The organism is Claveliimonas monacensis (assembly GCF_014982975.1).
Lineage (GTDB): Bacteria > Bacillota > Clostridia > Lachnospirales > Lachnospiraceae > Claveliimonas > Claveliimonas monacensis.
Window position 1 is genome coordinate 388161 of sequence record NZ_JADCKL010000001.1, and the last position, 17380, is coordinate 405540.

The following is a 17380-nucleotide window of genomic DNA, read 5'->3' on the forward strand; positions in this document are numbered from 1 at the left end:
GTTCCCGGTCATTATCCTCGTCCTTTCTGCATACAGATAGAATAATCCGTAATACGGAAGGAAAGAAGAGCAGATGCAGATGGATAGAAGTGACACTGAAAAAAGAAGGCGCAAGCTTCTTGCCCAGACAAGAAGTCTGTACAGCGAAAGGCACTCTGCCCCGGCTGTCCATCCAAGATACCGCAATGCCTACAACAGCATTTACGGAGACAGGGAGGACGAAGAACCTGCCAGCACCTTCGGCCTCCGCGTGGTTTTCTGCTGCCTGCTCTTTATCGGTTTTGTCATGATGGACAATTATGACCTCAAAGTGGCGGATGTCAGCAGCAGCCAGATCACGGAGGCTGTGAAAGATGGGGTAGACGTGCAGGCCGTGTGGCAGGAGCTCCAGAACTTTGCCGGACAAGAGGATGTTCCGTAGAGAAGCATCTTACGCAGAGGGACTAAATAAAGAGCTCGTTCCCCTTGCGGACAGAACAGACCTCTTTCAGCCGCGCAGCAAGTCCGGCCACCTTTTCACTGTCCGCTTTTCTTGCTTTCTGCGGGCAGACTGCCACACATTTCATACAGGAGATGCATCGTGTTTCATCTGTCAGGTCCGGATGTTCCTTTGAGATCGCACGGACCGGACATTTTTCTGCGCACAGGCCGCAGCCGGTACAGGCCTCCCCTGCCGCAGGCACCATACTGGCAGCTTTCGCCTCCTTGTAGGGGCGGTTTCCCGGCACGGATACAGGTTTCTCCTCACCACAGGCCAGCTTCTCTTTGATTTTTTGCGCAATCTCTTTTAACTCTTCTCGATCTTCCGCATCAGGGCGCCCTGCGGCATACTGGTGCATGATAGAGTGTTCCGCAATGGCAGCCACGGCGGCAGTTACGGCAAAGCCGCAGACATTTGCTCTATCCTGTAGTTCCACCAGTGTGTCCTCATACGCCCTGTTCCCATATACACAGACAAGGACGCATTTCATCCCATCGGCACGGATATGGCCAAGACGCTCTGCGGCCACAGCCGGGACGCGCCCTGCGTAGGAGGGAACTGCGATCAGAGCCAGGTCCGCCTCTGGAAGTGAGATGGCCTCCCTGGCATCCAGTCCGGGATCTGCCAGATCCACCCGGCACACTGTATGCCCCCATTCCTCTGCCAGAAGATCTGCCACCTTCTGCGTCCCGCCTGTGGGGCTGAAAACAATCTGTAAAATCTCCATGAAACATTCCTCCTTTGATTCAGATGCCCTCTGCGCAGTAAAGGGTACTGTAATTGATTATATAGATGTGGGAGGTGCGATGTCAACTTTGCGTTGCCTGTTTCCAGGGCAGTTTTCCTCCCGTTTTTCAGGAAACGGGAGGCTTTTTATTTGCAGATCTTAAATAAAATTTGAAAATCTTTCCGTAATACGTTAAACTACTAATGTTTACAAGGTACAGCAGACCTTTATGAAAGCACAGAAAACAGGAGTATATATGAGAAAATTAGCGTTAGATGATGAAATATTATTGAAAATCGAAAAACCCGCCCGCTACATAGGCGGGGAGGTGAATTCGGTGATGAAGGACAGGAATGAGATAGATATCCGTTTCGCCATGTGTTTCCCGGACGTGTACGAAATCGGAATGTCCCACCTGGGCATCCAGATTCTCTACGACATGTTCAACCGCATGGAGGATGTATGGTGCGAGCGTGTATATTCCCCCTGGACGGACCTGGATGCGATTATGCGCCAGGAGAAGATCCCGCTCTTTGCCCTGGAATCCCAGGATCCAATAAAAGAGTTTGATTTTCTGGGCATCACCATCCAGTATGAGATGTGCTACACAAACATCCTGCAGATACTGGATCTGTCCGGTATCTCCCTTCTTTCATCCGAAAGAGGGGAGGGCTGCCCCATCGTCATCGGAGGCGGCCCCTGCGCCTACAATCCGGAGCCCCTGGCAGACTTCTTCGATCTTTTCTATATCGGGGAGGGTGAGACTGTCTACCGGGAACTCCTGGACGCCTACCGTGAGAACAAGAAAGCAGGCGGCAGCCGCAGAGACTTTCTTATAAAGGCGGCTCAGATCGAGGGAATCTACGTCCCCTCTCTCTACTCCGTCACATATAAGGAGGACGGGACCATCGGCTCCTTTACACCGGATCATCCCTGTGCCCCGGCCGTAATAAAGAAACAGGTGGTTATGGACATGTCTGAAACCACTTACCCGGAGCGGCCCATTGTCCCCTTCATCAAGGTAACCCAGGACCGGGTGGTGCTGGAGATCCAGAGAGGATGTATCCGGGGCTGCCGTTTCTGCCAGGCAGGCATGCTCTACCGTCCTGTGCGGGAGCGGAATGTAGAGACCTTGAAAGAGTATGCATACAAAATGCTGAAAAATACCGGGCATGAGGAGATTTCCTTAAGTTCCTTAAGCTCCAGTGACTACACCCACCTGGAAGAGCTGGTCACATTCCTTATCGATGAGTTCGGTGGAAAGGGGATCAATATCTCCCTGCCTTCGCTTCGCATCGACGCCTTCTCCCTGGATGTCATGGGGAAGGTGCAGGATATAAAGAAGAGTAGTCTCACCTTTGCCCCGGAGGCAGGCTCCCAGAGAATGCGGAACGTGATCAACAAAGGACTGACAGAGGAAGATATCCTGACAGGGGCGGAGCAGGCCTTCCAGGGCGGCTGGAACAAGGTGAAGCTCTACTTCATGCTGGGACTTCCCACGGAAGAGAAAGAAGACATGGAGGCCATCGCTGTCCTGGCGGACAAGGTGGCGCGGAAATACTACGAGATCCCCAAGGATCAGCGCAACGGAAAATGCCAGATCACAGCCAGCTCCTCCTTCTTTATTCCAAAGCCCTTTACCCCCTTCCAGTGGGCACGCATGTACAGCAATGAGGAGTATATTTCCCGTGCAGCCACCGTAAAACATGCATTCCAGAACCAGCTCAACAGAAAAAGCCTCAAGTACAACTGGCACGATGCGGAAGTCACCGTACTGGAGGGCGTGCTGGCAAGGGGAGACAGGAGAGTGGGCCCCGCCATACTGGAAGCTTACAGATCCGGCTGTATTTACGACGCCTGGAGCGAGAATTTTGACTATGAAAAATGGCTGAAAGCCTTTGAAAAGACAGGCGTGGACATCGCCTTTTACAACGAGAGGGAGAGAGACGCAGACGAGATCTTCCCCTGGGACTTTATCGATATCGGCGTGACAAAGCAATTCCTGCGAAGAGAGTGGGAGAGAGCCATGAAAGGCGAAGTCACACCAAACTGCCGGCAGCAGTGTTCCGGCTGCGGCGTGGCAAGGTGGAAAGGAGGGGTCTGCATTGAAGGTAAGAATTAAATTTCGCAAATACGGCATCCTGCGTTTCATCGGCCATCTGGATGTCATGCGCTACTTCCAGAAAGCCATGAGAAGGGCCGACATCCCCATCGCCTTTACAGGAGGCTACAGCCCACATATGATCATGTCATTTGCCCAGCCCCTGGGCATCGGCCTGACAAGTGACGGGGAATATATGGACATCGAGCTGACAGATTCTATCTCCTCCGCCAAAGCGGTGGAAGACCTGAATGCTGTTATGACTGAGGGCATGGAAGTTGTCAGCTTCCGGCAGATCAGCGATGACAAAAAAAGCAGCGGCATGACCATTGTGGCCGCCGCAGATTATCTTGTCACACTAAGAGGCGCGGACACGGGCGCCGCATTCTGGCAGGAAAAGCTGGGAGACTTCCTGGCTCAGCCCTCCATCCTTGTCATGAAAAAGACAAAACGCAGCGAAAAGGAAATGGACATACGTCCGCTGATCTACGAGGCTTCCATCACGGAAAACGGGCTGTTCTTGAAACTTGCCGCCGGAAGCGCGGACAACCTGAAGCCGGATCTGGTAATGGATACCTTCTATAACTGGGCGGGAATGTCCCCGGAGCCCCTTCACTTCCACCGTCTTGACCTGTTCGCCAGGACAGAGGACGGCTTTATCACTCTGGAGGACGCAGGGCACAACATCCAGTAGAACTTCAGAGCTGCCGGTATGCCCTGCAGGAATCTACCGGTATGCCCTGACGGAAACAGACGTTGCGCAACTGCCTGCCAGGGTGTTATGATAGAACAGGAAATGAAGGAGGGAACCATGAGCAAAAAAGAATTAAAGACCAACGCCATGCGTATTCTGGACCGTGCCGGGATCCCCTACACATACCAGACTTACGAGTGCGATGAATTTACAGACGGTGTGCATGTGGCCACCGGGCTGGGGCTTCCTGTCGCCCAGGTATACAAGACCCTTGTCGCCGTAGGAAAGACGGGCCAGCACTATGTGTTCGTGATCCCCGTTGCGGAGGAGATCGACTTTAAGAAGGCAGCCAGATCCGTGGGAGAGAAATCTCTGGAGATGCTTCATCTGAAGGATCTGACAAAAGTCACCGGATATGTCCGGGGAGGCTGTACCTCCATAGGCATGAAAAAGCAGTTCCCCACCGTTATCCAGAAGGATGCGCAGGGGCTTGACCATATCTACATCAGCGGCGGGAAGCTGGGCATGCAGCTGTGCCTTTCCCCCATGGACCTGCAGAAAGTAACGGGCGCCTCCTTCGCAGACGTAACGGCAAAGGAGGATACGAAATGAAAGAAAAACTCGCTTTTATAGATGAACATACAGAGGCGGTCATCTTTGATCTTGGAAATGTTCTGCTTGGATATGACTGGCGGCCCTACCTTGCGTCGCTTGGATATGACGACCGGACAAACGAGATACTGGCGGAGGCCATCTTCCTCAACGAGGACTGGGAGAGAGGCGACAGAGGCGGTATCACTTCTCAGGAGTGGGAACAGCTTTTCGTTGAAAACGCCCCTGACTATGAAAAGCAGATCCGGCGGGTGTACAGCGGGATTGAGCAGACGATCTACCCGCTCCCCTACACGGAGAGACTTGTGCGCTTTCTGAAAATGCGGGGGCTGAAGCTCTATTATCTTTCCAATTATTCAGAGCACCTGTACAAAAAGACGCGCCAGCACATGGGGTTTCTGGAGGAGTTTGACGGCGGTCTCTTTTCCTACGAAGTATTGAGTATCAAACCCGAAGAAAAAATATACCGTCTGCTTCTGGACAAGTACAGCATTGTCCCGGAAAAAGCAATATTTTTTGATGACAGGCAGGTCAACACAGAGGCAGCTTCCCGCCTGGGCATCAAGGGCGTGGTATTTGAGCCGGACATGGCCTATCACATACTGGACATATAAATGACGCTGGATACAAAAACATAAGATTACGGAGGATAGACAGATGAAAAAAGTAGTAAAATTCGGTGGAAGCTCCCTGGCAAGCGCAGCTCAGTTCAAGAAGGCAGGGCACATCATACGCCAAGACAGCACCCGCAGATATGTTGTCCCGTCAGCACCGGGGAAACGGCATCCCCAGGACACCAAGGTGACAGATATGCTCTACAGCTGTTATCTCCTTGCCCTTCGGGAGGAGGAGGAAGAAGAGCAGTTCGAGGAGATGATCCTTGCCATCAAGTCGAGATACGATGAGATCATCCGCGGGCTGGACCTCACACTGGATCTTACAGACGAATTTCAGATTATCCGGGAAAACTTCAGCCGGAAGATTGGGCGGGACTATGCCGCTTCCAGAGGAGAATATCTCAACGGGATCGTTATGGCTGCATATCTGGGCTATCCCTTTATCGACGCGGCAGATGTGATCTTTTTCAAAGAGTCCGGCGCCTTTGACGCTGAAAAGACCAACCAGGTCCTCTCAGAGCGGCTGGCGGACTGCGAGAGAGCAGTCATCCCCGGCTTTTACGGCTCCCTCCCGGATGGAAAGGTCAAAACTTTCTCTAGAGGAGGGTCGGATGTGACAGGCTCTATCGTGGCTAAGGCAGTACATGCTGACATGTATGAGAACTGGACAGACGTCTCCGGCTTCCTTGTGGCTGACCCGCGGATCGTCAAAAACCCGAAGGCCATTGACGTCATTACATACCGGGAACTGCGGGAGCTGTCCTACATGGGGGCTTCAGTACTCCACGAGGACGCTATCTTCCCTGTCCGCAAGGAAGGGATCCCCATCAACATCCGCAACACCAACTGCCCTGAAGACAAGGGCACGCTGATTGTGGAAGCCACCTGCAGAACTCCCAGATTTACTATCACCGGCATAGCAGGAAAGAGAGATTTCGCCTCCATCACAGTGGAGAAGGCTATGATGAACTCCCAGGTAGGTTTCTGTCACAAAGTGCTGGGTGTATTTGCCGACAACGACATTTCCATTGAGCATATGCCTTCCGGGATCGACACCATGACCATCTTCGTCCACCAGGATGAGTTTGAAGAGAAGGAGCAGGAGGTCATCGCGGGCATCCACAGAGCCGTGGAACCGGATTTTGTGGAGCTGGAGTCCGACCTTGCCCTCATCGCCGTTGTGGGGAGAGGCATGAAAGCCACCAGAGGTACTTCCGGACGTATCTTCTCCGCGCTGGCCCATGCGAATGTCAATGTAAAGATGATCGACCAGGGATCCAGCGAGCTGAACATCATCATCGGAGTCCGCAACCATGATTTTGAGGCGGCAGTCCGTGCCATCTATGACATCTTTGTCACAACACAGATCTAAAAATATGCGTAAGGAGCGTTAAGATAAAAATGAAACACGCAAACAGCAACATCCTGTTCTTCTTGAAACCCAAGGTGGAGATCGCGTACATTTATGATTATCACACCGTGCGCCAGGCTCTTGAAATCATGGAGCACCACAAGTATTCTTCCATTCCGATCCTGAGCAGAGATGGCAAATATGTGGGCTCTATCACAGAGGGAGATCTTCTGTGGGGTGTCAAAAAACTCCATCTGAACAACCTGAAAGATGCAGAGAACGTGAGCATTATGAAAGTGGACCGGCGCCTGGACTACCAGTGTGTAACGGCAAAATCAAAGATGGAAGATCTGATCGGCAGAGCCATGGAACAGAATTTTGTCCCTGTGGTGGATGATCAGGATAATTTCATTGGCATCATCACACGAAAGGACATTATCGGATACTGTTACAATGAGATGAAGAAGCAGGAGGAAACATGCAGTGATTGATTTTCACACACACATTTTTCCGGAAAAGATTGCCGGTAAGACCCTGGAATTTCTTGCCGCCAGATGCCATATCAGCCCCTATACAAACGGGATGGCTGACGGGCTTCGCGCATCCACCCGGGAGGCGGAACTTTCCTTCTCCATCGTTCTCCCTGTGGTGACAAAGCCTTCCCAGTTTGATTCCATCAACCGGTTTGCCCTGCAGATGCAAGATCCGGGGGACGGGCTTTTATCCTTTGGCGGCATTCATCCGGACAATGAGGATTACAGGGCAAAGCTGCGCTATATAAAAGACGCGGGCCTGAAAGGGATCAAGCTCCATCCGGACTACCAGGGTGTCATGATCGACGATATACGATTCAAGCGGATCATCAGCTACGCCACGGAACTGGGACTGATCATCTGTGTGCATGCCGGTTTTGATCCGGGATACCCGGAGTGCGTCCACTGTCCTCCAAAGCTGGCTAGGGACATGATCCATGACGTGCAGCCCGAGCGGCTGGTTCTGGCACATATGGGCGGTTACCGGAGGTGGGACGAGGTGGAAGAGTACCTGGTAGGTGAGCCGGTCTGGTTCGATACCGCAGCCGTCCTGGGAGAGATCCCGGACCAGCAGTTTATCCGGATCGTCCAAAACCAGGGCGCAGACCGCATCCTCTTTGCCACGGACTCTCCCTGGGCAGGACAGAAAGAATTTGTACAGTATATAAAGGAACTTCCCCTCACAGAAGAGGAGCAGGACCGGATCTTCCGGTTCAATGCTCTGGAGCTTCTGGGCCTGTCAGAATAAAGCCGGCCTGCCGACGGGAAGGTGAATGTGAAAAACTGATATTGTATTTTATAAAAATTTTTGTATAATTATAAACTATAATGTTTTATTACAGCGAAAAAGAAAAGTGAGGTAGATACTATGAGCAGTCTCATGACACCGGAGGGATACACATCCCCCCTCACCATTCGCGAGACAGAAGTCGCGATCAAAGAAGTGAAAGATTTTTTTGAGAGGGCCCTTGCAAAGTCCCTCCATCTGACCCGTGTCTCCGCGCCCCTTTTTGTCAAGCCCTCCACAGGCCTCAATGACAACCTGAACGGTGTCGAGCGGCCGGTGGCTTTTGGCATTAAAGAACAGGATGACGACATTGCAGAGATCGTGCACTCCCTTGCCAAGTGGAAACGCTACGCTTTAAAGCGCTACGGCTTCCACTCAGGCGAAGGTCTGTACACAGATATGAACGCCATCCGCAGAGATGAGGACACAGACAATCTCCACTCCATCTACGTGGACCAGTGGGACTGGGAGAAGGTGATCTCAAAAGAGGAGCGGAACACAGAAACACTGCACTACACGGTCCGCAAAGTCTACGAGGCTCTGAAAGAGACAGAAAACTATATTTCCAGACGCTACAATTACATAGAACCGCTGCTTCCTGAAGATATCACATTCATCACTTCCCAGGAATTAGAGGACATGTATCCGGATCTTTCATCCAAAGACAGAGAGAAGGCCTACGCCAAAGAGAAGAAGGCCATCTTTGTATCCCAGATCGGAAAAGTCCTGGCTTCCGGTGAAAAGCATGACGGCCGTGCTCCGGACTACGATGACTGGGAGCTGAACGGAGATATCATCGTCTACTATCCGGTGCTGGACATTGCCCTGGAGCTGTCCTCCATGGGTGTGCGAGTGGACGAGGATGCGCTGCGCCGCCAGCTGAAAGAGGCAGGCTGCGAAGACCGCGCCGAGCTTCCTTTCCAGAAATCTCTGCTTGCCGGCGAGCTTCCCTACACGATCGGAGGCGGTATCGGCCAGTCAAGAATCTGTATGTTCTGCCTGCGCAAAGCCCACATCGGCGAAGTGCAGTCCTCCATCTGGCCGGATGAGACAGTAGAAGCAGCAGAGGCTCACAATATTCATCTGCTGTAGGGAAGTCTTTCCCTGCAGCTGTCAGAGCATGCAAAAAATATTTCGTTTATTTTTCTGAAAATCATTGATTTTCGCGAACCTTTATGCTAAACTACACTAGTGTGCCGCACAGCGAGGTTCTATAAGTGCGCTCCGAAGCGGAGAGCCGCCGAAGCTGGCGAGTAATGATAATAGGAGGTGCCATATGTACGCAATCATAGCAACAGGTGGTAAACAGTACAAAGTAGCAGAAGGCGATATCATTAAAGTAGAAAAACTTGGTGTGGAAGCTGGAGAGACTTATACATTTGACCAGGTGCTTGCAGTAAGCGATAACGGACTGAAAGTCGGAAATCCTACTGTAGAAGGCGCGACTGTTGAGGCTTCCGTTGTAGAGAACGGCAAAGCTAAGAAGGTCATCGTTTACAAGTATAAGAGAAAAACTGGATATCATAAGAAAAACGGTCACAGACAGCAGTACACAGCAGTTAAGATCGAAAAAATCAACGCTTAATCATCTGGTGACACTTTATGATCCGGGTGACGATTTATCAGAACGAAAAGAAAGAATGCGCAGGTTTTCTGGCAAAGGGACATGCAGGCTTCAGTGAAGCGGGACAGGACATTGTCTGCGCGGCGGCATCTGTGCTGATGATTAACACAGTGAACGCTATTGAGGCATTTACGGATGACAAGACTTCTCTTGTATCAGATGATATGGAAGGGCTCATTGATTTCCGTCTCACAGACCGTCCCGGCAAAGAGGCAGCGCTTCTGTTAAAGGCCATGATCCTCGGACTAGAGGAGATGGCAAATGACAGCAACTATTCGGAATACATTCAGGTAAGATTTGAGGAGGTGTAACGACCATGATGAAATTAAATCTTCAGTTTTTTGCTCATAAAAAAGGTGTAGGTTCTACAAAGAACGGACGTGACTCCGAGTCTAAGAGATTAGGTGCAAAGAGAGCTGACGGACAGTTCGTAAAAGCCGGCAACATCCTTTACAGACAGCGTGGAACGAAGATCCATCCAGGTGTCAACGTAGGACGCGGCGGAGATGATACATTATTTGCATTAGTAGATGGTGTTGTCAGATTTGAAAGAAAAGGAAGAGATAAGAAACAGGTTTCTATCTATCCAGTAGCACAGTAATCAGCGAAGGTAAGACCCTGCCGTATATTGTAAACGGCAGGGCTCTTTTTTCATAAGGAGATTGAAGACATGTTTGCAGACAGAGCAAAAATATTTATCCGCTCCGGCAAAGGCGGAGACGGACATGTTAGCTTCCGACGGGAGCTCTACGTCCCCAACGGCGGCCCGGACGGCGGTGACGGAGGCCGTGGAGGCGACGTGATCTTTGAGGTGGATGAAGGTCTCAACACCCTCCAGGATTTCCGCCACAAAAGAAAATACGCAGCAAAAGACGGGGAGCCGGGAGGCAAGAGAAGATGCCACGGCGCTGATGCGGACGATATCGTACTGAGAGTACCGGAGGGCACGGTCATCAAAGAGGCACAGTCCGGCAAGGTCATTGCGGACATGTCCGGCGATAACCGCAGGCAGGTCATCCTGAAAGGCGGCCGGGGAGGCCTTGGCAACCAGCATTTTGCCACAGCTACCATGCAGATCCCCAAGTACGCCCAGCCCGGGCAGCCGGCACAGGAACTGTGGGTAAACCTGGAGCTCAAAGTCATTGCGGACGTGGGACTGGTCGGTTTCCCCAATGTAGGGAAATCCACTTTCCTTTCCAGAGTCACCAACGCAAAGCCGAAGATCGCCAACTACCACTTCACCACGCTGAGTCCCAATCTGGGTGTGGTGGACATGCCGGGAACGAGGGGATTTGTCATCGCCGACATCCCTGGACTCATCGAGGGAGCATCTGAGGGAGTGGGACTTGGACACGAATTTCTCCGCCATATCGAGCGCACCAAGCTCATCATCCATGTGGTGGATGCAGCCGGTACAGAGGGACGCGACCCGGTGGAGGATATTCGCAAGATCAACGCGGAGCTTCATGCCTACAATCCGGAGATCGCAGGAAGGCCGCAGATCATCGCGGCCAACAAGATCGATGCCATCTACCGGGAAGAAGGGCAGGAGAGCCCTGTAGAGCGTCTGAAGAGGGAATTTGAGCCCGAGGGCATCCCTGTATTCCCCATATCAGGCGTGACGGGAGAGGGCATACAGGAGCTTCTGTACGAAGTGTCCAGAAGACTGGATGAGCTGGACGACGAGCCTGTTATCTTCCAGCAGGAATACTTCCCGGAGGACGAGCTGATCTACGAAGACCTCCCCTACACCGTGGAGAAGGAAGACGATATCTACGTTGTGGAGGGGCCCAAGATCGAGAAGATGCTGGGATACACAAACCTGGACTCAGAGAAGGGATTCCAGTTTTTCCAGAAGTTCCTCAAGGACACTGGCATACTGGAGGAGCTGGAGGCCAAAGGCATCCAGGAAGGCGACACCGTGCGCATGTACGGACTTCAGTTTGATTATTATAAATAGTTTTCAGAACAGATAGGAGAGAAGGCAAAATGACAACAAAACAGCGGGCTTATTTAAAAAGCCTTGCCATGACCATGGATCCTATTTTCCAGATCGGAAAGAACAGCATGACTCCTGAGCTCACAAAAGCCGTGGACGAGGCGCTGGAGGCGCGTGAACTCATCAAGGTGAGCGTTCTCCAGAACTGTGCCGACGATCCGAAAGAGCTGGCCTCCATGCTGGCAGAGCGCACCCGGTCACAGGTCGTGCAGGTCATCGGCAAGAAGATCGTTCTCTACAAAGAGGGCAAAAACGAGAAAAAGAAGATCCAGCTTCCATAAAAAGATCAAAGGAGGTCCTTTATGAAGATCGGGATCATGGGGGGGACATTCGATCCGGTCCACAACGGTCACCTGACTCTGGCAGAATATGCCTGCCGGGATTATCAGCTTGACCAGGTCTGGTTCATGCCCAACGGAAATCCTCCCCACAAAGATAATAAGAATATCGTCTCTACGCCCCGGGAGAGGGCTTACATGGTCTCACTTGCCATCAGTGGACACCGGAATTTCCGCCTGGAAGACTATGAGCTCAGGCGCAAGGATGTGAGCTGTTCTTACCGGACCATGGAGTACTTTAAAAAGCTATATCCGCAGGACCATTTTTATTTTATCATCGGCGCCGACTCGCTGTTCTCCCTGGAGCAGTGGGTGCATGTGGAGCGTCTTTTCCCCACCTGCACACTCCTTGCCGCCTTTCGGGGAGACAAGAGCAGCCGGGAAGTCATGGACAGGCAGATCCAACTGCTGACAGAGAAGTACGATGCGGACATCCGACTGCTTTCCACGCCCCTTGTGGATATATCTTCCCATGAGCTGCGCCGCATGCTGAAGGACCATGAAAATGTAGATGGTCTCATGCCCAGGGCAGTGGTGGACTATATACAGAAAAAGCAGCTCTATGCATCGCAGTAAGATAAAGAATGTATGAAGGAAGTGTGTGACATGAATGAAAATATTGATGTAATGCGCAAAAAGGTAAAAAAATATCTGGATAAAAACCGATACAACCACACCCTTGGCGTCATGTACACAGCAGGAGCCCTCGCCATGCGCTACGGGACGGACATGGACCGGGCACTGACAGCAGGCCTTCTCCACGACTGCGCCAAGTGCATCCCTAACGATAAAAAAATCCGGATGTGTAAAAAGAATCATATTTTTATCTCCCCTGCTGAGTACGCCAACCCCTCCCTTCTTCACGCCAAGCTGGGAGCCTATCTGGCGGCAAGCAAATATCATATAGGAGATCGGAGCATTTTAAATGCCATTGCATGCCACACCACCGGAAAGCCGGAGATGACTCTTCTGGACAAGATCATCTATATAGCGGATTATATTGAGCCGAACCGGGCAGAGCTTCCCAATATGGCGGAGGCAAGGAGACTGGCTTTTGAGGATATCGACGAGTGCCTCTACCTTCTCCTTCGGGACTCCCTTGTCTATCTCCAGAGCAGGGGACTTCCTGTGGATCCGGCGACAGAAAAGACCTACAATTATTATAAAAAATATCTCAGAAAAAAAGAGGAGGAAAGCCTATGAACCATGCAGATATGATGGCGCTCACCGCATACCGGGCGCTGGACGAGAAAAAGGGCCGGGATATCCGGATCATCAAGATCTCAGACATCTCTGTCATCGCTGACTATTTCGTCATTGTGGACGGCGGAAGTTCCAGCCAGGTGAACGCCCTTGTAGACAACGTAGAAGAGAAGATGCATCTGGCCGGATACGCCATGAAGCAGCGCGAAGGCCGGGACGGCACCTGGGTGCTTCTGGATTACGGCGATGTGATCATCCACGTCTTCGACAGCGAGAATCGCTCCTTCTACAATCTGGAGCGCATCTGGAGCGACGGCCAGGAGATCGACCCGGAAAGCCTCCAGGCAAACTAAATACACAACTGTAAAAGGACATCCTTTCTGCCTTTCAGGGCGGGGGATGTCTTTTTTGCTGCCCTTAAATATATTTTTCAGAATTGTTTAAAAGATGTTTAACAAATCCATATGAAGTTATTAGATCTGCCCGCTAGACTAAATGGCAGAATCATATGAAAGAAGGGATTAGATGGAACGGATCGTTATCATACCGGCGCTGAATCCGGACGAATGTCTGCGGGAGCTTGTAGAGAGAAACTGGGAGCTTGATAACCAGGTTATGACCGGATGGTGCACACTGGGAGATACTGATACCGGGACTGACGATGACCATCATCACCGGCGGGGTGTCCATGATTATCTTCTTCTTTGTGTTTAAGATCATCTTCCCGGAGGGAGAGGCAAAAAAGGAGAAGTAGGAGTAAAATAGAAGACAGAAAAGAACAACGGGAGGCAGCTTTTGCTGCCTCCCGTATAGATTTTTCATTAAAAAATATAATTTCAAAGGAAAAGTTAGAAGAACCTGAACACACCAATCACTTTTCCAAGGATCTGCACATCCCTCACGATGATGGGATCCATAAAGTCATTCTCCGGCTGCAGGCGGATCATGCCTTCTTCTTTATAGAAAGTCTTGACCGTCGCGCCATCCTCGATCAGCGCCACAACCATATCGCCGTTTGAAGCAGTATGCTGCTCCTCCACAAGAACGTAATCCCCGTCCAGGATACCGGCGTTGATCATGCTTTCTCCCTTTACTGTCAGCATAAATGTATTGTTATTCGGAAGCATCTCCACCGGGATAGGGAAGTAGTTCTCAATATTCTCCTGAGCCAGAATAGGCTCCCCAGCTGCCACACGTCCCACAAGTGGTACATTGGTCACTTCCCGCCTGGTAAGATTAAACGTATCATCCAGGATCTCAATGGCCCTCGGCTTGGTGGGGTCTCTTCTGATATATCCGTTCTTCTCCAATGTCTCCAGGTGAGAGTGGACAGAAGAGGTGGATTTCAGATGAACCGCCTCACATATATCGCGCACTGACGGCGGAAACCCTCTCGTCAGGATCTGATCCTTTATAAACTCCAATATTTCTTTCTGCTTCGGGCTGATCTTTCCCTGAGACATAAGTTTTCCCCCTTGTAATCTGTACATTTAAAAATTTACTATTAACATTTTATCATACAGATTTACAAAAGGCAAACAAATGTTTAGAAAATATGTTCGATTTTTTGTCCCGAACTATTGACAAACAAATGTTCGTATAATATAATCAGAGACACAGAGAGAACGAATGTTCGAAATGTATAAGTGCACTTTTTAAGGGAAACGAAACAAAAGAGGGTTAAATTTTATTTAACGAAGAAGAGGGGAATATGAGATGAACGCACACAGATTACACGCAGCAAGCAAAAGAAGAAGAGAAGTATACAGGGAAAAACTGATCCTGGTCACAGCGGCCGTTCTTATTGCAGTGTTCTGCAGCATATTTGTGGCAGCTAAAGGGATGAGGTTTGTGCAGGCCCAGGACCGTTCAGAAGTATCAGAGACTACTTATAAATATTATAAAAGCATTGAGCTTGAAGCCGGCGACACCCTCTGGGATATCGCCGAGACATACGCCGATGCGTGCGGACTTTCTGTTCAGGAGTACGTACAGGAGCTCAAGGATATCAATGGACTTAATGGCGATTTGATCCATGAAGATCATCACCTCACCATCGTATACTGTGATACAGTATACAAATAGACAACAAAGATCCGCACTCAGATCTTTTATCTTACGATATATAGGCTTTCTAAAGCTTTATATATAATTATACACTCACCCAAGGACGGTATCTCAATATGTTTCTTCCTGTTCATGCAACAGCAGAAGGGACAGAGGGGATACCGTCCATTTTGTCTGTATGTCATATGTGCCTTATATGGATCTTTTGTATCCGAAATATATCTATACGTAAAATACCGATTTTTCCAAAAGATATAGACAAACATGTCCGTATCCAGTATAATTTCTGTGTGGGATTATAAATGATTATATAAAAAGGAGGTTTTTTCTATTATGGCAGATACAAAGACTTACCATGAGCAGACAGTCATTGACTACACGCTGCGTCTCAGGGAGATACTGAAGACCCTGCCTCCGTTTGCCCGTGATTTCTTTCGGGCCATTGAACCTCATTCATCTATCCGTACACGCATGAATTATGCCTATGATATCCGTGTCTTTTTTCACTTTCTGATGGAGAACAATCCAGTGTACAAAAATTACTCCATGGACCAGTTCAAAGTCTCTGATCTGGATAACCTGGAGCCTGTGGACATTGAGGAATACTTGGAGTATCTGAAGGTATACAGGCGCGACGACGATGAACTGATGACCAACGGTGAAAAAGGTCTTGCCAGAAAGATGTCTGCCCTGCGAAGCTTTTACGGTTATTATCACAAACATCAGTATATCAGCAACAATCCGACACTTCTTGTAGATATGCCAAAACAGCACGAAAAGGCGATCATCCGCCTTGACCCGGACGAGGTGGCTCTCCTGCTTGATTATGTCGAGTCATGCGGAAACAGTCTGACAGGTCAGGCAAAAGTCTATTATGAAAAGACAAAGGAAAGAGACCTGGCCATCCTGACACTCCTTTTGGGAACCGGCATCCGTGTCTCTGAGTGCGTAGGGCTTGATCTGCTGGATGTTGATTTTAAGAACAATGGTATTACGATCACAAGGAAGGGCGGCAATCAGATGGTTGTCTATTTTGGCCCGGAGGTAGAACAGTCTCTCAGGACATATATGGAGGGAAGCCGCAAGGCTGCTACTCCTCTCCCCGGTCACGAGAACGCCCTCTTCCTCTCCACCCAGCGCCGGCGCATGGGTGTGCAGGCAGTGGAGAATATGGTGAAAAAATATGCCCGCCAGGTAACACCGGGCAAGAAGATCACCCCTCACAAATTGCGCAGTACCTACGGTACATCCCTCTACAAAGAGACCGGTGACATTTATCTTGTGGCTGATGTCCTTGGACATAAAGATGTAAATACTACCAGGAAGCATTACGCAGCTATTGATGAAAACAGACGCCGGCAGGCAGCGTCCGCAGTGCGGCTGCGTGAAAAATAGCCATTAAGTAGTCATAAAATAATTATGAAAATTGACAGTACAAAAAGAGAAAGGATATACTTATCATTATGAAATTACAGCAGTTGTTGAGCTACACGCGAAAGGCAGTAGACGAATACCAGATGATCAATGCGGGGGACCATATTGCGGTGGGCATCTCCGGAGGAAAGGACAGTCTCACCCTCCTCTATGCGCTCCATGGCCTGAGGCGTTTTTATCCGAACCACTTTGAGCTCAGCGCCATCACCGTAGATCTGGGCTATGAAAAGTGTGACTTTACTCCTGTTAAAAAACTCTGCGAAGAGCTGGAAGTTCCTTACCGCATTGTGAAGACAGATATCGCCCACATTCTCTTCGAAGAACGCAAAGAGAGCAATCCCTGCTCCCTTTGTGCCAAAATGCGAAAAGGCGCGCTCAATCAGGCGGTAAAAGAGATGGGCTGCAACAAAGTGGCCTACGCCCATCACAGAGATGACATCATCGAGACCATGCTCCTCTCTCTTATCTTCGAAGGGCGCTTCTACTCTTTCTCTCCGCGCACATATCTGGACCGGATGGATCTGACTGTCATTCGTCCCATCATGTTTGTGGACGAGGCCGATGTGATCGGTTTTAAAAATAAGTATGATCTCCCTGTGGTGAAAAGCCGCTGTCCCATCGACGGCTACACCAAGCGCCAGTACGCCAAGGAGCTGGTCCGCCAGCTGAACCAGGAGCATCCCGGAGCAAAACAGCGGATGTTTACAGCTATCCTGAACGGGAATATCCAGGGCTGGCCAGAGCGGATCATTCACACACGTTAAGAGCTTTTTGTCTCAGACTTTTTTAAAGAACGCCGCCCAATGCTTTTC

The 17380-nt window shown here is 50.2% G+C and carries 23 protein-coding genes; 21 read left to right on the plus strand and 2 right to left on the minus strand.

What is annotated here, in order from left to right; genetic code table 11:
* Positions 1-73 precede the first annotated feature (73 nt).
* Entirely contained in the window at positions 74-421 is a 348-nt protein-coding gene (locus INF30_RS01825; protein WP_226394046.1) for a hypothetical protein, read from the plus strand.
* A gap of 22 nt (positions 422-443) precedes the next feature.
* On the opposite strand, the gene INF30_RS01830 is transcribed toward INF30_RS01825, so the two are convergent.
* Positions 444-1208, minus strand: coding sequence for an EFR1 family ferrodoxin (locus INF30_RS01830; RefSeq protein WP_226394047.1), 765 nt, complete (start codon positions 1206-1208; stop codon positions 444-446).
* Positions 1209-1464: 256 nt separating this feature from the next.
* Here INF30_RS01830 and INF30_RS01835 point away from each other — a divergent pair, with 256 nt between their 5' ends.
* From INF30_RS01835 to INF30_RS01915, 17 genes are all read left to right on the plus strand, one after another.
* The gene (locus INF30_RS01835; RefSeq protein ID WP_226394048.1) at positions 1465-3330 is read left to right on the plus strand and encodes a TIGR03960 family B12-binding radical SAM protein; all 1866 of its coding nucleotides are present in this window, start codon (positions 1465-1467) and stop codon (positions 3328-3330) included.
* On the plus strand, positions 3314-4003 hold the full coding sequence (locus INF30_RS01840; RefSeq protein WP_226394049.1) for a TIGR03936 family radical SAM-associated protein: 690 nt from the start codon (positions 3314-3316) through the stop codon (positions 4001-4003). Before INF30_RS01835 ends, INF30_RS01840 begins: the two co-directional genes overlap by 17 nt.
* Positions 4004-4120: 117 nt before the next feature.
* Complete coding sequence (ybaK, locus tag INF30_RS01845; protein ID WP_226394050.1) at positions 4121-4615, plus strand: Cys-tRNA(Pro) deacylase; 495 nt, start codon at positions 4121-4123, stop codon at positions 4613-4615.
* Positions 4612-5229 (plus strand): HAD family hydrolase, encoded by a 618-nt coding sequence (locus INF30_RS01850; RefSeq protein WP_076777410.1) that lies wholly within the window; start codon positions 4612-4614, stop codon positions 5227-5229. Before ybaK ends, INF30_RS01850 begins: the two co-directional genes overlap by 4 nt.
* Before the next feature lie 43 nt (positions 5230-5272).
* Complete coding sequence (locus tag INF30_RS01855) at positions 5273-6604, plus strand: aspartate kinase (protein ID WP_226394051.1); 1332 nt, start codon at positions 5273-5275, stop codon at positions 6602-6604.
* A 29-nt stretch (positions 6605-6633) separates the two neighbouring features.
* On the plus strand, positions 6634-7074 hold the full coding sequence (locus tag INF30_RS01860) for a CBS domain-containing protein (RefSeq protein ID WP_076777408.1): 441 nt from the start codon (positions 6634-6636) through the stop codon (positions 7072-7074).
* Positions 7067-7864: an amidohydrolase family protein gene (locus tag INF30_RS01865; protein ID WP_226394052.1), complete on the plus strand. Its 798-nt coding sequence runs from the start codon at positions 7067-7069 to the stop codon at positions 7862-7864. The genes INF30_RS01860 and INF30_RS01865 overlap by 8 nt, the downstream gene beginning before the upstream one ends.
* Positions 7865-7984: 120 nt before the next feature.
* The gene (asnA, locus tag INF30_RS01870; protein ID WP_076777406.1) at positions 7985-8995 is read left to right on the plus strand and encodes an aspartate--ammonia ligase; all 1011 of its coding nucleotides are present in this window, start codon (positions 7985-7987) and stop codon (positions 8993-8995) included.
* Between the two features lie 184 nt (positions 8996-9179).
* Positions 9180-9488, plus strand: coding sequence for a 50S ribosomal protein L21 (gene rplU / locus INF30_RS01875; protein ID WP_033125258.1), 309 nt, complete (start codon positions 9180-9182; stop codon positions 9486-9488).
* 17 nt (positions 9489-9505) lie between these two features.
* On the plus strand, positions 9506-9838 hold the full coding sequence (locus INF30_RS01880) for a ribosomal-processing cysteine protease Prp (RefSeq protein WP_205147574.1): 333 nt from the start codon (positions 9506-9508) through the stop codon (positions 9836-9838).
* A 5-nt stretch (positions 9839-9843) separates the two neighbouring features.
* A complete protein-coding gene (rpmA, locus tag INF30_RS01885; protein ID WP_033125260.1) occupies positions 9844-10128 on the plus strand; it encodes a 50S ribosomal protein L27 in 285 nt (94 codons plus the stop codon).
* 69 nt (positions 10129-10197) lie between these two features.
* Positions 10198-11487: a GTPase ObgE gene (gene obgE / locus INF30_RS01890; protein WP_205147575.1), complete on the plus strand. Its 1290-nt coding sequence runs from the start codon at positions 10198-10200 to the stop codon at positions 11485-11487.
* Positions 11488-11516: 29 nt separating this feature from the next.
* Positions 11517-11807 carry a ribosome assembly RNA-binding protein YhbY gene (yhbY, locus tag INF30_RS01895; protein ID WP_076777403.1) on the plus strand — a complete coding sequence of 97 codons (291 nt, stop codon included), beginning with the start codon at positions 11517-11519 and terminating at the stop codon, positions 11805-11807.
* 21 nt (positions 11808-11828) lie between these two features.
* Positions 11829-12440, plus strand: a complete 612-nt coding sequence (gene nadD, locus INF30_RS01900) for a nicotinate-nucleotide adenylyltransferase (RefSeq protein ID WP_076777402.1) — start codon at positions 11829-11831, stop codon at positions 12438-12440.
* A gap of 30 nt (positions 12441-12470) precedes the next feature.
* Complete coding sequence (yqeK, locus tag INF30_RS01905) at positions 12471-13067, plus strand: bis(5'-nucleosyl)-tetraphosphatase (symmetrical) YqeK (protein WP_076777401.1); 597 nt, start codon at positions 12471-12473, stop codon at positions 13065-13067.
* Entirely contained in the window at positions 13064-13420 is a 357-nt protein-coding gene (gene rsfS, locus INF30_RS01910) for a ribosome silencing factor (RefSeq protein WP_226394053.1), read from the plus strand. The genes yqeK and rsfS overlap by 4 nt, the downstream gene beginning before the upstream one ends.
* Positions 13421-13592: 172 nt before the next feature.
* A complete protein-coding gene (locus INF30_RS01915) occupies positions 13593-13781 on the plus strand; it encodes a hypothetical protein (protein ID WP_226394054.1) in 189 nt (62 codons plus the stop codon).
* A 134-nt stretch (positions 13782-13915) separates the two neighbouring features.
* On the opposite strand, the gene lexA is transcribed toward INF30_RS01915, so the two are convergent.
* A complete protein-coding gene (gene lexA, locus INF30_RS01920) occupies positions 13916-14530 on the minus strand; it encodes a transcriptional repressor LexA (protein WP_226394055.1) in 615 nt (204 codons plus the stop codon).
* 253 nt (positions 14531-14783) lie between these two features.
* Here lexA and INF30_RS01925 point away from each other — a divergent pair, with 253 nt between their 5' ends.
* The 3 genes from INF30_RS01925 to INF30_RS01935 all read left to right on the plus strand — a co-directional run bounded on the left by INF30_RS01925 (position 14784) and on the right by INF30_RS01935 (position 17332).
* Entirely contained in the window at positions 14784-15152 is a 369-nt protein-coding gene (locus INF30_RS01925; protein ID WP_076777394.1) for a LysM peptidoglycan-binding domain-containing protein, read from the plus strand.
* Positions 15153-15467: 315 nt separating this feature from the next.
* A complete protein-coding gene (locus INF30_RS01930) occupies positions 15468-16529 on the plus strand; it encodes a tyrosine-type recombinase/integrase (RefSeq protein WP_226394056.1) in 1062 nt (353 codons plus the stop codon).
* Between the two features lie 68 nt (positions 16530-16597).
* Positions 16598-17332: a tRNA lysidine(34) synthetase gene (locus INF30_RS01935; protein WP_076777392.1), complete on the plus strand. Its 735-nt coding sequence runs from the start codon at positions 16598-16600 to the stop codon at positions 17330-17332.
* The last annotated feature ends 48 nt before the right edge of the window (positions 17333-17380 follow it).